Below are 16,465 nucleotides of genomic sequence, written 5' to 3'. Positions count from 1 at the left end.
GGGACATTATTTTAGATTCTAGTAGGGTGGAGTCGATGTAGAGGGAGATGTCTTTGGTAGTCATTTCTTTTGGAAAGCCCGGTATCTCAAATCTATCCATATGCGCATCTTTTGCTTCTTTTAGATATTCAACAAATTCCTCTCTTGTTTTTTCGTTTGCGTCTATATCTCTAGGGTCTAAAAGCTTGCCTTCGCTTTCCACCAACCTCTTAATTTCTCTATGTAAAGAGCCGTCTGAATTAATAATTACCCCTCCCCTATTAAAATCCATAATAAAATCGCTCCCTACTATCTCGTCTAGATATGGTATCATACCGTACTCATCTAAAGGAGGGTTTTTATATAGGGCTTGGAATTCCAATGAACGAGATAGGTTTTTGTTTAGTCCTATATTGTAAGTGTAGTATTGAAAAGCATCGGATAAATACTTTAAAGCTTTTACTTCTCCTAACTGAGCGGCTAAAAATACTCTTTGAAATTTCCTTGCTTTAAATCCTCCTGCTCCTCCACTTCCAAAGGCTTTAACGTCGCCTAATATCCCTGCGCATATATTCCACTCCCCTATAAACAAATTTGATTTTAAAGTATTTTTATTTCTCTCCACCGTATCGTAAATATCTTTGTATTCGGGTTTAGTTAGTCTTCCTTTTTCATCTACTCTTGCTATAGCGTCATCAGGTATTTCAAGCATAGAGCATTTTAGATTACTTCTTTTTACTAGATAGATATATCTATCTCTTTTATCTTTTAAGCTTTCATAGTATGCTTTTTCTTTTTTAGTCCAAGGAGATATTTCTTTAGAATTAGGTTTAAAGCTTAGCTTATACCAAGGCTCAAAGGATAGATACTCCGTTTGTCCGTATTCGTTAGGGTTTGGATTAAAGTAGCTTGGTTTATAGTCTTTATAGGGGGAGGAGTTTAGGATTTGGCGGGAGTCGAGGACTAGTTTAGAGAGTAGATTATTATTTGTTTGCCCTTCTATTATATCGTCTGATACTATCAAATTTGTATTTTTATCAAATTTAACCTCTCTGCCGTTTGGCGCTATAACTATATAAGTTTCATTGTTTGTATTATTCATCGCATTTCCTTTTAAGTAGTATATCGTGATCGTTGTAGCAATTAATACCGCTAATAGTATAAGTATCTTTTTCATCTCTTATCCTATAAATAGTCCGTCTTCCATTATTATATAGGTTCCGACCGAACTTTGCGTATAGTCCATAAAGCTACTGGCAAATTTACCTAATCCTTAATATTATGCTCTTTAGCATACTCTTCTATCTTATCTTTTAGATCTTTGGGAAAGCTAGGTTTATACATAGCAGGAGTTAAAGGATTTAGTCTTTTATCCAGTTTACCCGATTCATACATCCTTTTTAGTTCTTCGGGGGTATTATAGTAAGGTGCGTTAGGATAACCTTCGGGAGGAGTTAGGGACATTATTTTAGATTCTAGTAGGGTGGAGTCGATGTAGAGGGAGATGTCTTTATCGGTCATTTCTTTTGGGAAGCCTTTTTTGTCAAATCTATTTGTAAAATGCGGCAATTCGTTATCTAAATATTTTACAAATTCCTCTCTTGTTTTTTCATTTGCGTCTACATCTCTAGGGTCTAAAAGCTTGCCTTCTTCTATTTCATCTTTCAAAAATTGATGAGTAGTCCCTTCTGGGTCAAAAGCTACCCCTCCCCTATTAAAATCCATAATAAAATCACTCCCTACTATCTCGTCTAGATATGGTATCATACCGTACTCGTCTAAAGGAGGGTTTTTATATAGAGCTTGGAATTCTAATGAACGGGATAGGTTTTTGTTTGATCCAGACATATAAGCAGAAGTAGAAAAATATCTAGCCAGTACTTTTAAGGCATCTACTTCTCCTAGTTGGGCCGCTAAGAATACAGATTGTCTAGCTCTTGATTTAAAGCCTGAGTTATTAAGAACGGTAGCTGAAGCAAATGCTCTTTTATCTCCCAATATCCCTGCGCACACTCTCCACTCTCCGGAAAATAGTCTTGATTTTAAAGTATCTACGTTTCTCTCCACCGTATCGTAAATATCTTTGTATTCGGGTTTAGTTAGTCTTCCTTTTTCATCTACTCTTGCTATAGCGTCATCAGGTATTTCAAGCATAGAGCATTTTAGATTACTTCTTTTTACTAGATAGATATATCTATCTCTTTTATCTTTTAAGCTTTCATAGTATGCTTTTTCTTTTTTAGTCCAAGGAGATATTTCTTTAGAATTAGGTTTAAAGCTTAGCTTATACCAAGGCTCAAAGGATAGATACTCCGTTTGTCCGTATTCGTTAGGGTTTGGATTAAAGTAGCTTGGTTTATAGTCTTTATAGGGGGAGGAGTTTAGGATTTGGCGGGAGTCGAGGAGCATTTGGGAGTGTTCTTTTATCGATTTTGTGCCGACACCGTGGTCCAACTCTGATACGGATAAATTTGTATTTTTATCAAACGGTATTTTCATGCCGTTAGGCGCTATAACCATATATGTTTCGTTGCTCATTATATTTCCTTTTGTTTATGCTTACCCCAAAAACAATCCATCTTCCATTATTATGGTGGTGGCTAGGCGCCCCACTAATCTAGGCGGTATGTCTTTTTTTGTTTTATCTTTTATTTGAATTTTACACCCCACATATATCCCTTTGATATTATTCTTGCCTATTACGTCTAGGGCTTGCAGTAGTCTTCTTGCTTTATTATCTACCTTAGGCTCGCTACTGGTAGTATCCGTATTAAAGTTTCCTTCTTTAAAGTCTTGGAGTATTTCCATGGCTTCGTTGTACTTATCTATAGGCACGTCCACCTCTTCTTCGGTTCCGACTGAATACATCTCGTAAATTTCTCTTCTTTGCGTATAGTCCATAAAGCTACTAGCAGATATATCCAAAGGTCTTTTTGAGTCCGCTACCATAAGCTCTTTTGGTTCAAATGGCATATCGTGGGTTTTTAGATGGTTAAAGAAGCTTTGATCGTCTTTATACGTAGTTCTTAGTTCGTCTAGGCAAAGATAGGCTATTAGTTTATTTAAAGGCATATTTTTAGACAGGCTAGAGTTTGTTTTAGTATAGATGTCGTTTATATCGTAGTAAAAGAATTTATGATAGTCCAGTCCTCCGCTAGATAGTCTTCCTCCTATGATCGTTCTTTTTAAATCTACGTTCATAAAAGAAGAGTGTATTTGCATAGGATAGTAGATATACTCTTTAGTATCTTTGCTCATAGGAGCTAGGGATATATTTTTTACGGCATACGGTTCGTCGTGTTTGTGGGTGTAGTATTTGTATAAGATATCTTCGTATTGACGTTTATGCTTTTCGTATTCGGAGATGTAGAGGCTATCTAGGATGAAATTAAACCCGCTACCGGTTATTATGGTTTTTAGCGTGGTTTTAGCCGAGTTGGTAAAGAATTTACCCGTAGCTTTTAACACTACGCTTTTATAGATAGGCGCTTTAAAGTCTTTTGGTATATTTTTTAGTTTTTTTAGGTGCATAGAAGCGTCTTTTGGGTTAAGATTATCCGTAACCTCAAAGTAAGCAAAAATATTCTTTTTTACCTCGACTATATCTGCGAAGGCTTTAACTTTTAGCTTTTTAGATAGCCCCTTGGCTCTTTTTTCGTCTGCTATCATAACTCTTATATTTTCATCCCCTAAAGACGTAAATATCCTAAACTCGCCGATATTTTCCATAAAGATTTCTTTGATACTGCTTTTTGAAAAAATATAATTAGCCATGCTCTTAGCTATTTTTGCATAACCTTTGCTTCCAAAAAATCCATAAAAAGGAAAAAGCTCTTCTAAAACCTCGTCTACTATAGTAGATAGCGACATATCTATGTAAAATTTATAATTTTCATCCATAGGTACGGACTTAAACGGCCTCATAGCATTATCGTGGGCTTTTTTTAGATCTTCATACGCCCACCTCTCGTCTTGAGCTACTTTGTCGTCGAAATTTGAGCCGTACTCTTTCTCGAAATCTTTAAAAAACTCATAAAAGCTATCTTCAAATATCGGCATACCGTTTTCTACGAAACCGTTTTCAAAGCCGTCTGCTATCTCTTCTATGCATACGGCGTCTTTTGCTTGGGCGCTTTGCATAGTCTGTTTAAAGAAGTAAATTTTCTTTTTGCCTTCGCTAGTTTGTAAAAACGCATCCTCGTTTAAAAGCTTGAACCGCTCGTTGTATACGGTTATGTATTCGTCGTCGTTACTACTAAAAAAGCCTCCCAGGGAGTTAAATTCGATCAAAGATTGGTCGAATTTTTGTCTAATGACGTAAAAAGTCGTAGCTAAAAGAAATATTTCTATGGCGGAATACGGATACTCGGTTATCCTGTATTCTCCTCTTATGCCACCACGCTTTGCTCCTGATATGAGTTTTTGTACTTCTTTTTTGCTTCCGCACTTGCCAAGGTTTTGTGAATTGCTTTCCGTGTAAAACACTTCGACTTCGTATTTTTTATTGATGGTTTGAAAATAATCTGCAAATTCTTTTATACTTGTTTTTAAAAATTCCTCTTCTTTTTCTTTTATTTCTTTCATATCGGCCGGAGATCTGAAGAATGAATTTATATGCATTAGCTTCATATATAAAAAACCGGCCTTCATACTTAGCTTGCTAGACTCTTTTAAAATATCTTCTCTTCTAGATTGTTTTAATCTTCTATCTATAAAGCTGTTTTTATAAGCGGCCTCGAGATTGTATTTGTGTATGTCGTTTTCTATTTGATTTATCTCATCCCTTGATATACGCACGAACGGGCTTAAATTTAGCAGATACAAGTCCTCTTCTTCTTTTGCGTTTACGCTTATTGAGTATTTGCTGTAGTCTTTTACTTGGCTTATCTCGCCGGGCTTTATTAGCTTTGAGTCTTTATCGCTTCTGTTGTTTTCATCGTTTATTTTATAGCTAAGCGCCGTTTCTACTATATACTCGCTTAGCTTGGCGTTGGTTTTTTGCGAGGCTCTTGACAGCACGAGATAGTTTTTAGCCAGTTTTCCGTATCGAAGGCTGTTTGTATCCCGGTCTTTATCGGTAGAGGATTTATCTCGGATGAGATTTGCGAATTTTAAAGAGTTAAAAAACGGATGTTGTATATATACAAAGTGCGCGCCGTTTGATACCACGCTATTTTCTATAGCTTCGTACAAGCTATGGCTATCTTTATCTTTCTTTCCGGTATTTTTGCATATGCTTATGTTTTCGTTTTGTGCTTTATAAATTTTTCCTCTAACGTCAAAAAAATCTACGCCGCTTGACGCCGCATCGATCTTTGAGTAATCTATAGCGTCGTCCTCATTTTTTTTACTTTCGTCAAATAAAAGATCTGCGCAAATGCCTAAACATTCGTCTACGTTAGTTTGAACGTTTAACCCCGAAACCTCAAATCCCGAAAAATCTATAAATCCTCCGCCGCTACCGTCCTTGGACTTAAATACTAAAATATTGCTAAGGGAGTCTGAATTTAGAAGTCCAAAGATAAAACCAAACTCGCTAGCAAGCAAATTTGCAACCGGTCCGGCAAATGCGTAAAAGCCCTTTTTTTTACTATATTCGTATATTTTAGAGCCGGTTTCATAAATATCTCCCGCAGAGGATATAATGGTTACGGGCTTATATATTTTTTTAAGCTCCGTGAAGTCTATGATGCTAATCAAGGCCTTTGCTATCTCTTTTACGGTATAGCCGTATGTTTGCTTGGATGTTTTTTCTATGTTGCTTTTTAGTTTGTTAAACGCATTGCTTATGCTTTCTTTTACTTCCTCTTTCGGGGCGAAATTTTCATTTTCCAGTATGACCTCGGCTTTTTGGATTATACTTTTTTGCAGCTCATCCAAACTATTCTTGACGCTGGTTTTGTTTACGTCGTAGTTTTTTGCCAGCTCGCTTGCAGCATCGGTAAAATTTTTTACCTTTTCATACTCCTTTTTACCTGTGTTTGCGAGATTTATTAGGTCTTTGATGAATTTTTCTACGGGATTTTCTTCGTTTATTACAGTATGTGCCTCTATGACTTTATCTAGTCTTCTAATGTTAAATTTACCGTTTCTTATCGTCTCTTTGCCGTCTATGAGCGCGCTTTTATCTATAAAATTGGGCGTTACTATTTTTATATTATTGCCGTCGCTAGGAGTCTCTCGTATATTTGGACTCATATCAAAAAGCCTTTGCATGATAATGCCGCCTAGGGTATTTGGCTGTAATACGTCATTGTGATAAAAGCTGTTGAGATTTCTGCAATAAAAAGTAACGTTAGGGTATTTTTGAGTATACCCGTCAAATTCCTTCAGTAGCGTTTCTATATCCTGCACGACTCTTATATCGCTTATTTGCACCTTACTTCCTTGCGTTTAAATTAAACCTGCCCGCTTAACATTACGACTTCGCACATATCCAGACTCGGCTCATTATCTTTATCAAACCCTTTAGCGATTTGCAGTTTTACGCTTTTAGCGTATGAAGGCGAGAAAAATACCAAAGTATGCACCGGTCTTTTTTGCGACCTATCTAGGCTTTCGTATTTATCTAGCCTAGTGAAGTATCCAACTCCGCTTTCAGGCTCGCCAGCATCTTTATATGCTTTATTGCAAGCCTTTTGAGGAGAGTTTGGGATTACAAATACCAAATTTATAGTATTTATACCGTAGCGTAGCTCGAATTCTTTAAATTTATGGTCTTCGTTATAGTTTTGCTTTAGCTTTTTATCCAGTTTGCCGTCGCTGGGATTTTTGCCTTCATTTAAATTTAGCCGTATTTGTTCAAAGCCCTCTTTGTTTTCAAATTTAGCACCGTTTAGATAGTAGATGTTTACGGGCAGATTGTCTTTTTGCGAGGCGTAGTTTTTAAAATGCAGCCTTATGCAAGCAGAGTTGCTATTGGCGCTATCTTTGTCCGCATTTGAGATATTAGAGCCGCTAATATCCCCGGAGTCTAATATCCTAAGCTTGTTTGATTTTTTAGCGCAGGTTAGTATAGAGCCTCTATCGCTCCTACATAAATTTACGAAGTCTTGCATCAAGGCGTGATCGCCGTTTACGGTTTTTTGGCTAAGAGCGCGGCTTGGCACGAAAGCTACTCTAGTGCAAGGAGAGTTTGCGCTACAACCTACTATGGGTAAGTTTATAAAATCGCATCCTAGTATCAGGGGTATGCCGTTTGATTTTATCGTTCTTCCTCTTACGCTTTTTAGCACCACCCTGCCGCCGTGTTCGCAGGTTATGATATCGTCTTCTATGACCGGATGTAGATACGAGAGGCCGGTTTTAACCGCCGTTTCGTCAAACGTTTTATCTTCGGGAGCGATTTGATTTAGCTCCTTTAGCTCCTTAGCCTTTTTACTGGCCGGTTTTAGCTTGATATTTAGGCTATCTTCTTTTATATCGTAGTTTAGCAGCCTAGCCTGAGAGTTTTTGTATAGTAAATTTAGCCCTCCTATGCCGCTATGCGTATCTCTGGGCTGAAAGATATACGAGGCATAGCTTTCGCCAGCTTGGACATCCTTGCTAGCTTGGTTTTTAGGGGCAAGCGATGAGGAGGTCTGATTTGCGTCTTCTTTATTTTCCGGATCGTTTTTGTCTCCGCTTTCTTTAAAGTAAAGCTCGCAATCTTCTTTTTCCTCGCCTCCCGTTAAAAGCTTACCCATCATAAAGACTTTGGCGTTTAGATATTTAAAGCTTAAATTTATATCCTCTTCTACGCGCCTAATATCAAACGTACTTTCGTTTTTTAAAAATATATCGCAGTTTTTATGATAGATATGTATAAGCTCGCTAGGCTCAAACCTTATCATCTTTAAGAGCTGTTTTGCTTGGTACTCTTTATCTTCTTTGGACATATCTTCTAGCGCTTGGATGGAGGGCAGGATTATGCTTCTTTGATCCTCGTCTATCTCTTTTTTATTTGCGCTGCGCGATTTTTTCGAGAGTACCAAATAACGCTTATTATCGTTAGATAGATATCTCCACCCCTCAAATTTAAGCTCGTACGCGCTTTTGCAAATTTCTATCCTAGCCTCTATCCATTTTTCAAGCTCCGCGCTATCTTGCTTATGGCTAACGTATGGGCTTATACCTTTATAAAAGTCCGATATATACGTGAGTCTATCTTTTGCTTGTTCTAAATTTAACTTTTTATCCAGAGTAAAAAATCTGCATCCATATATCGCAAACGTCAAATTTAGATCATCTTGCATGACCTCTGAGGCGAGCGTTTTTGCGCTAATATTCTTTATATCTTCTTTATCTATGATTTTTATTAGTAGATTATCTTGCGTATAGGCTAGCAAGCAGCTAATGAGATCTTCTGCATTAGGCGCCGAGCCTAGATCATCGTATCCAAAGTCGTTTACGTATAAGCTTACGGGATATATTACGCTTTCTAGGATTGAGATCTTTTCTTCTTCCATATTGCCTAGCCTCGGAAGGTTTTTTAGATAAATTTTATAAAACAGTATCTGAGAAGCTAGGGTTTGTAAGTAGTCGTTTAGATAGTTTAGAGCCTTTGCTATATCTTTATCTTTTATCTTGGCTTCGTTTTCGGGATGGTTTAAAAGATACTCCATCAGATATAAGCTCTCTACTAACTGCTTCATAAAGTGAGAAGCCTTTAGAACGTTTATAAGATGAAGTTTGGATGTGTTTTGATAGTCGAATTTTTCCGTATAGCTTACCATGCCGTATCTAAGGCCAAGATCCGAGATAACCGATACGCTTGGCTCAAATACCTGATTTGCGTCTATTTTTACGGTATCTGAGCTAAACGTATTTTTATACTCTTCTTGTTTATCAAAGTATCCTTCGTCGTATTCGTCGTAAATTTTATGCATAACGGAGTCTATATGATGAACCTCTATACCAAAAGTATCTCCTTTACTAGCCTTGCTTATATTAGAGCTTACGTTTTGCTTATTTAGCTCCTCGCAGGCCGTTTTGTTTTCTTTTACGAGATCGACGCAATCTTCTAGCGTAGCCTCGTCTTTATCGTCTTTGCTAAAGCCAAAGAAGCTTTTTATCTTATCAAACGCCTTGCTAACCATGCCTCCTATAAAGCCATACGGGTCTAGTATCCTAGCTACCCACCTTATACCTTTATATATGACCTTGGCTATAAAGCCTAAAAACCTAAAAACGATAACCGGCAAGGATATCCATACGCCTCCAAAGCCAGGGGCGTTAAAGGTATATAGCTCCTTTACTTCGTTTGGATAGACCGAGCAATAAACCTGAGCCAGATGTCCTCCTAGCGAGTGACCCGTTACTACAAGAGGAGGGGTGGTGAGGGCATAAGAAACGCTTAAAGAGCCTCTAGAATGCAAAGAAGTGCTCGCTTGAGAAGATCGGGACGAAGAATTTAAAGAACTTAAAACGCTTGAGCTATATTTTGATTGATTTGAGTCGATGGACAAATCTGAGCTATCATAGTTAGGTTGTGAGCTTGAATTTGAGTCATTATTCGGAGAATTTATATTGTTAACCGTGTTTGAATTTGCTGCGAGAAAATTTTTATAGTAATGATCCGTTATGCTTTTATAAATTTCGTCTTTTAATACCTTAAGAGATACTATCTGATCCAGCGCCGCGCCCAAAAACGCTATCATGCCGTCTGTTATAACTAGATCCTTTATGCCAAGCTCCGTGCCTCTAAAGCCTATTACGTAGTTGCCAAATTTACTATCGTAAAAGGTGCTGGAAGAATACCCCGTTATAGAAGTATCTTTAACGTGATGAAGGAGTTCGTAACGGTTTACGAAGGATTTGGTGCGGAGGGAGAGGGGGTGGAAGCCGGGTTTATCTGCAAAAACTCGCAATTCATTATCTTCATTGGCGTACACAAAGCTTTGAATTTCGTTGTTTATTTGTTTTTTTTCAGGCTTTTCGTCTTCGCTTATTTTTGGTTTTTCTATGACCATATCCTGATTAAACCTAGCTTCTATAGCTAGGGCATAGGCGGTAGGTTGTTTTACTTTTTTAGAAATTTCATTACCGTATTCATCGGTAGTGGTTTCATTGATTTCTTTTTCGTATCCTTTAGTTATGCTATCTTTAAATTTCCACCTAGCAGGCTTTCTTTCTTTAAATTTATCAAACCATCCGTCTTCTTCATTCTCGTTAATCCAGTGAAGCATAGCGTAGCTGGCGTCTGCTATGTCTGCGTAGTCTTTAAATTTAGATATTAGGTCTTTGGTTGAAATTTGATCCGACATTTTTAGCCTTTAAAATCTACTATTTTTCTAAGTCTTCCATATAAAATTTATTCTTTACTTCATAATATTCAAATCTATCCCTAGATAAAGAAAATCCTCTTCCTTCGTCTCCGAAGAGACCGTAGCTCTTTACTTTGTCTGAGTATTGTATATACATCGTTATCGGAGTTATGTTTCCTTCTTCATCCGAGTAAAAACTACCTAATCCTATTCCGGGAATTTTATCTAAATTTTCTTTGCCTATTAAATTTCTAATTCTTTCTTTGTAAATTTCCGGAACTTTGGGTTGTTTGCTATACTCTCTGCTGTAATCCGCCGTATCTGTATAGTATTTTTTACCGTTGGAGAGGGTTTGAATAGGATATATTTTTTTATTTACTATGTGAGAGATATATCTATCAAGTGCTATATTTTCATCGCTACTATTATATTTTTTCATAAATTTATCTTTGTTGTTATTCCAAACCCTATTTAAAAAATATCCATTGGTGGTTATTTGTTTTTTAACAACTTGCTCGCATTCTGATTTTAATTTATTCTCATAGCAATCCTTCAGCTCGCCCCTCTCCCTCTCTCTGCCCTGAATTTCTTCATAGTATTTCTTATTAAATATATAAATCCCTCCGTATTTATTATTTAATTCGCTTTTATTGTTAGTATCCTTTGCGCTACATCCTACTAAAAATGCTATAGCTAATAGGGCTAATATGCTTAAGGTAAATTTCACTACGTATCCTTTGGTTTAAGTGTCGGTTTGTATTATAGCTACTTATTTTTTAAAGATAAACATATCCTGATTAAACCTAGCTTCTATAGCTAAGGCGTAGGCGGTGGGTTCTCCGATTTGTCTATTGTTATTTTTTGCCTTTTCCGTAAGTTCCTCTAAAGTATCGCCCTTAGTTGCATAATCCGCAAATTTCCACCTAGCAGGAGATTCATCTTTAAATTTATCAAACCATCCGTCTTCTTCATTCTCGTTAATCCAGTGAAGCATAGCGTAGCTAGCGTCTGCTATGTCTGCATAGTCTTTAAATTTAGATATTAGGTCTTTGGTTGAAATTTGATCCGACATTTTAAAGCCTTTATCGTTTTTCTAAATCTTCTATGTAAATTTTATTGTTACCGGGCAAAGTTTTAACATCTTTCCTAGATAAAGAAAATCCTCTTCCTTCGTCTCCGAAGAGACCGAATTTGGTGTAGCCGACATAAAACATCAAGCTTAACGATATGACTTGTAGTTGTTCGTTATCGTCTATGTAAAATTCTTCTATTACGATAGAGCAGTGTTTGTATGCTTTTTCTCCGATATAATTTTTTATTTTTAAAGATACTTCTTCAGGTATAACCACTTTTCCTCTATAGTTACTTCTTAGATAATACTGTTTACCATTGGAGAGGGTTTGGGGGAATTTTTCATCGACTGGCTTAGTATCTACGGCATATAGTCCGCCGCCCAAATCCCTGCCTTTTAATTTTTTTATTGCATCCTTCCTTTCTCTCTCTCTCTGCTTTATCTCACTCTCAAATTTTCTGCTAAATACGTATGTTCCGCTATATTTTTTGGATAGCTCGGTTAGCTCTGCTTTCCCGATATCGTTGCTAGTATCCTTTGCACTACATCCTACTAAAAATGCTATAGCTAATAGGGCTAATATGCTTAAGGTAAATTTCACTACGTATCCTTTGGTTTAAGTGTCGGTTTGTATTATAGCTACTTATTTTTTAAAGATAAACATATCCTGATTAAACCTAGCTTCTATAGCTAGGGCGTAGGCGGTGGGTTCTCCGATTTGCCTATTGTATTTTCTAGATATGTCAGTTTCGTTATCTTCGGTTATTTTATCGCCTTTAGTTATATCGTCCGCAAATTTCCACCTAGCAGGAGGTTCATCTTTAAATTTATCAAACCATCTGTCTTCTTCGTTCTCGTTAATCCAGTGAAGCATAGCATAGCTAGCATCCGCTATGTCTGCATAGTCTTTGAATTTAGATATTAGGTCTTTGGTTGAAATTTGATCAGACATTTTAAACCTTTAAAATCTACTATTTTTCTAAGTCTTCCATATAAAACACGCTATCTCCGCCTACGTCTTTTATGTCTCTTCTGGATAAAGAAAACCCTCTTCCTTCGTCTCCGAAGAGACCGTATTTGGTATATCCTATCGTATAATATACCGAGACAACTATTGGAATTATATTTTTATTGTCGTCTACATAAAAGTATGAAAGAAGCATAGAGGGTTTAAATTTATTATAATCTTCTTGTCCTATGAAATTTATGATCTTTTCTTTATAAATTTTAGGTAGTTTAGCTTGCTTGTTATAGTCCTCGCCGTAGGCTCTGGTGGTCGTGTAGTATTTTTTACCGTTGGAGAGGGTTTGGGCTATTTTTGGGTTGTTGTAATATCTTTCTTTAAGCAGCTTTCTCATCATTTTATTTCGCTCGTCTTTATCTGATATGCGAGATACTTCATCTAAAATTTGCCTATTAACCGCCTCTCTCTCCCTCTCCCTATCATCTATTTCCTTTTCGAATTTCTTATTAAAGACATATACTCCTCCGTATTTCTTACCTAGCTTTGTTATTTCGCTATTGCTTAGTTTATTGTTACTACTAGTATCCTTTGCACTACATCCTACTAAAAATACTATTGCTAATAGGGCTAATATGCTTAAGGTAAATTTCACTGCGTATCCTTTGGTTGCCTGGTGTTTGTTTGTATTATAGCTATTTAAATTTTAAGAGAGGATAGTTCGTGAGAAAATCAAGTAAAATAAAAGTTTACGTTGGATACAATAGTAAATATTTTTTTCAAAGGAGTAAAAATGGCACAGCCGGCGTATATCAGAATAGAAGGCTCTTCGCAAGGCCTAATTTCAAGCGGAGCATCTACGGAAACCAGTATAGGCAACCGTTATCAGTCGGGACACGAAGATGAAATCATGGCGCAGGAAGTATCTCATATAGTAAACGTCCCTGTAGATCCGCAAAGCGGTCAGCCTTCAGGACAAAGAGTACATAAACCTTTTGTTTTCACGTCATCGTTAAACAAGGCGGTTCCGCTACTTTATAATGCGCTAACTAGCGGAGAGAGACTAAACAACGTAGAAGTTCATTGGTTTAGAACATCTACTAGCGGCGGTGCGGAGCACTATTTTACCACTAAGCTAGAAGATGCGATAATAACCGACATAACCCTCGTCATGCCAAATGCTCAGGATAAAAACAACAACGATAAGACGGAGTTGTTTAAGGTCTCTATGAACTATAGAAAGATAACTTGGGAGCACGTTGCGGCAGGAACCAGCGGAAGCGATGACTGGAGAGAAAACTCAAGAAGCTAAGCTAAATTTAGGAGGCTTGCCTTGCAAGTCTCTTACTATATTTATAATCGCCCTTTAAAACGGTAATTATAAATATAGTATGATAAATTTAAAGACTATTAAAGGCTATGGTGTATTTATAAAATTAGATAAATTTGATCTATCATAAAACGCTTTGCATTGCCGCCACATTAAAATGTTTTAAATTTAAGTTGGCCGCATCGACTAAAAGCGTGGAAGAATACAAATTTGAGCTATTAAGAGTATAGGGACGTACGCATGGATTCACAAAAAACGATTTCGTATGCAAATTTGACTATAAACGGACAGATTTTTACCGTAACGAAGGCTACGATAAAAGAGAGCTTGGAAGAGATATTTTTTGCAGAGTGCGAAGGATACTGCGAAAGTATAGAAAGTCCGCTTGTTCAAAGCTTAAATTCTACTCTTTCCAACGATCTAGACGGATATAAATTCCTAGACAAGCAAGCCGTTTTAAAAATAAAAAAGATAGCATTGCAAAACGCAAGCGATAAAAGCTCCGTTAGCTTACCCGGTAGCCAAGATACGGACGAATCGGTATATAACGGAATAATATCCGAAGTGGGATATATAGGGACGTCAAATACCGGGGGCTATAAAAGCTCTATTTCTCAAAAGTATTTTTTTAAATTCGTTTTAAGCTCTCCGCTGTTTAGGCTATCGATAAATTCGGCAAATAGAATTTTTACCGATCAGACCATAATAGACGTTGTAAAAGAAATTTTAAAATTTTACCGAACCTCGCTGATAAAAGAGGTTGATTTTTCTAATATAAAAAACTCGTATGAGCCAAGAGAGTATATCTCGCAATACAATGAAAGCGATTTAAATTTCTTGCAAAGGATTTGCTTTAATAACGGTATATATTTTTATGAGGACGATAGCAAGATATATTTTTACGATACGGTAACTATTTCCGGTTTTGAGTTAGCAAATCAAGACGGCACGACTTTAAACGCTCCTTCTGGCTTTAGGGAGGTAAATTTTAATCCAAATATCAACAATACATTAAAACAAGAGTGCATAAGAGCTATAAATAAGACCGAAATTTTAAACGCTAACAACTTTTCTTATTCTTCACAAAATACTATGTATCCCACCGTTTTAGATACGGTAAATTCCAAACAAAACGAGAAGACTAAATACAATGCGCATTTTCATTTGGGTCAGTATTCTTTTACGCAGCAAGAGTCTTTAAATATCCCTACGGAGCTAAAAAGGCGTAGATCTATTTTAAATTTAAATACTTATGTGGCCGATTCCAACGTATTTGGTTTGAAGTTAAATAGCGGGGTGTCTTTAAGCTATGATCCCTCTGCCTTAAAAAACGATACTAAATTTGATTTTAAAATCATAGCCCTCGTTCAAAATTTCGTAGACGAGACAAATTTGGAAAATAGACTAGATACCAACGATATAGTCCCGATCTCCGGCAAAAGCTTCTCGACATCTTATAGCAATCAAATAATAATGCTTCCTTCTAGTACCGTATACGTGCCAAAATTTAAAACAAAGCCTAGATCCCCGGAAGTAACCTTGGGGGTAGTTATAGGAAACAACGGTATAGACGAAGAAAAAAATACCATCCACACCGATGAACACGGCCGCGTAAAAGTAAGAATCAATGCCTTTTCTTCCCAGGAGACTGTGGATAATTGTTTTAACCCAAACGGTATAAACACAACAAATACCAAAGACTACTCCCATAGCGCTTATTTAAGAGTAATGACGCCTATAGCTAGTAGCGATTCTGGGTTTTTTGCTATACCCAGGATAGGCGACGAAGTCGTAGTGTCGTTTCTGGAAGGGGATATAGATAAGCCTATGGTTAGCGCTAGTTTATATAATGCCTACAACCCGCAGCTGCCAAATTTACCCAGCGATTACCATCAAACTACGTTAAGCTCAAAAACCATAGGCGTAAACGAAAGCGGTAGAAATGAATTTACTTTTTCAAATTTGAAAGACAAAGAGCATATTTATTTAAAAGCCCAGAAAGATTACGGCGAACTCATACAGCATGATTTTACCCAAACCATACTAAACGATAAGTCCTCAAAAGTCCTAGGAACCTACACTGAAAGAATACAAGAAGCTCACGTTCAAACCATAGACCTAGCCAAAAACGTAAACGTAGGGGCAGAATATCTCACAACGGTAGGCCTTAGCAAAGATACAGTGGTGGGACTATCAAACACGGTAAACGTAGGGGTAGATAATAAAATAAGAGTCGGCCAAGATAGCTCAGAGTATGTAGGAAACGATAAAAATGTCGAAATAAAAGGAAATTTAGATACTATCATCTATCAAAACGAAAACAGAACCGTCAAAGAAGATAAAAAAGACGTGATCGAAGGCAGTTATGAGATGAGCTCTTCAAAGGGAATAAACAAATACACCCAAGAGCACATAGTTCTCCAAGCCGACAACTACATAGATATAAAATCTAAGTCAAATTTAACCACCAACACAGACTCTCAGCACACGGAAGTCGCGGACTCTAAATTTTCGGATATTAAGTCAAACTACGAGGTGGATGCGGGTAATCAAATCTTGCATCAAGTCGGCAACGCTCAAATCGAGATAACGTCAAATAACGTAATTATTAGAGCCGGCGGGGTAGAAGCGATATTTGATCAACGAGGCATAACCGTCATAGGCGGAGAAGTAAGGGCGGAGTAAGGCGCATCTCTCATAGATATCATACAATATTTGCAAGGCCTTACCCGGGCGCTGATCGTTTTTATCTTTATAGCTTAGAGATATTACTGCGGTATCTGAGCGTTTATGTATATCTTTGGTAGTATGGGTTTTACTTAGATCGTTTGAATATATTATGAGCTTGGTATCTTTTTTGTTATCTTTATCTATGGGTA

General features: G+C 36.9%; 11 protein-coding genes. 2 read left to right on the top strand and 9 right to left on the bottom strand.

Annotated elements, in window-relative coordinates; translation table 11 throughout:
- From RYL88_RS06310 to RYL88_RS06270, 9 genes are all read right to left on the bottom strand, one after another.
- Positions 1-1,156 (bottom strand): thioredoxin reductase (locus RYL88_RS06310; RefSeq protein WP_314989860.1); only part of this gene is annotated, 1,156 nt, incomplete at its 3' end.
- A gap of 89 nt (positions 1,157-1,245) precedes the next feature.
- On the bottom strand, positions 1,246-2,517 hold the full coding sequence (locus tag RYL88_RS06305) for a thioredoxin reductase (protein WP_314989859.1): 1,272 nt from the start codon (positions 2,515-2,517) through the stop codon (positions 1,246-1,248).
- Positions 2,518-2,538: 21 nt separating this feature from the next.
- Positions 2,539-6,357, bottom strand: coding sequence for a hypothetical protein (locus RYL88_RS06300; RefSeq protein WP_314989858.1), 3,819 nt, complete (start codon positions 6,355-6,357; stop codon positions 2,539-2,541).
- Between the two features lie 20 nt (positions 6,358-6,377).
- On the bottom strand, positions 6,378-10,223 hold the full coding sequence (locus tag RYL88_RS06295; protein WP_314989857.1) for a hypothetical protein: 3,846 nt from the start codon (positions 10,221-10,223) through the stop codon (positions 6,378-6,380).
- Positions 10,224-10,242: 19 nt separating this feature from the next.
- Positions 10,243-10,950 (bottom strand): hypothetical protein, encoded by a 708-nt coding sequence (locus tag RYL88_RS06290; RefSeq protein ID WP_314989856.1) that lies wholly within the window; start codon positions 10,948-10,950, stop codon positions 10,243-10,245.
- Positions 10,951-10,992: 42 nt separating this feature from the next.
- Positions 10,993-11,295 carry a hypothetical protein gene (locus RYL88_RS06285; RefSeq protein WP_314989854.1) on the bottom strand — a complete coding sequence of 101 codons (303 nt, stop codon included), beginning with the start codon at positions 11,293-11,295 and terminating at the stop codon, positions 10,993-10,995.
- A 10-nt stretch (positions 11,296-11,305) separates the two neighbouring features.
- A complete protein-coding gene (locus RYL88_RS06280; RefSeq protein ID WP_314989852.1) occupies positions 11,306-11,896 on the bottom strand; it encodes a tRNA 2-selenouridine synthase in 591 nt (196 codons plus the stop codon).
- Between the two features lie 42 nt (positions 11,897-11,938).
- Positions 11,939-12,247: a hypothetical protein gene (locus tag RYL88_RS06275; protein WP_314989850.1), complete on the bottom strand. Its 309-nt coding sequence runs from the start codon at positions 12,245-12,247 to the stop codon at positions 11,939-11,941.
- 19 nt (positions 12,248-12,266) lie between these two features.
- Positions 12,267-12,911, bottom strand: a complete 645-nt coding sequence (locus RYL88_RS06270) for a tRNA 2-selenouridine synthase (protein ID WP_314989848.1) — start codon at positions 12,909-12,911, stop codon at positions 12,267-12,269.
- Positions 12,912-13,049: 138 nt separating this feature from the next.
- Here RYL88_RS06270 and RYL88_RS06265 point away from each other — a divergent pair, with 138 nt between their 5' ends.
- Positions 13,050-13,568, top strand: coding sequence for an Hcp family type VI secretion system effector (locus RYL88_RS06265; RefSeq protein ID WP_122874675.1), 519 nt, complete (start codon positions 13,050-13,052; stop codon positions 13,566-13,568).
- 258 nt (positions 13,569-13,826) lie between these two features.
- On the top strand, positions 13,827-16,271 hold the full coding sequence (locus RYL88_RS06260) for a type VI secretion system tip protein TssI/VgrG (protein ID WP_314989845.1): 2,445 nt from the start codon (positions 13,827-13,829) through the stop codon (positions 16,269-16,271).
- Positions 16,272-16,465: the final 194 nt, after the last annotated feature.

Source organism: uncultured Campylobacter sp., assembly GCF_963517995.1.
Lineage (GTDB): Bacteria > Campylobacterota > Campylobacteria > Campylobacterales > Campylobacteraceae > Campylobacter_A.
This window is presented reverse-complemented; position numbering and strand designations above follow the sequence as displayed.

Coding starts and splice junctions, on each gene's coding strand:
- RYL88_RS06260 (WP_314989845.1), top strand. CDS start 13,827: ATGGATTCACAAAAAACGATTTCGTATGCAAATTTGACTATAAACGGA.
- RYL88_RS06295 (WP_314989857.1), bottom strand. CDS start 10,223: ATGTCGGATCAAATTTCAACCAAAGACCTAATATCTAAATTTAAAGAC.
- RYL88_RS06305 (WP_314989859.1), bottom strand. CDS start 2,517: ATGAGCAACGAAACATATATGGTTATAGCGCCTAACGGCATGAAAATA.
- RYL88_RS06285 (WP_314989854.1), bottom strand. CDS start 11,295: ATGTCGGATCAAATTTCAACCAAAGACCTAATATCTAAATTTAAAGAC.
- RYL88_RS06275 (WP_314989850.1), bottom strand. CDS start 12,247: ATGTCTGATCAAATTTCAACCAAAGACCTAATATCTAAATTCAAAGAC.
- RYL88_RS06265 (WP_122874675.1), top strand. CDS start 13,050: ATGGCACAGCCGGCGTATATCAGAATAGAAGGCTCTTCGCAAGGCCTA.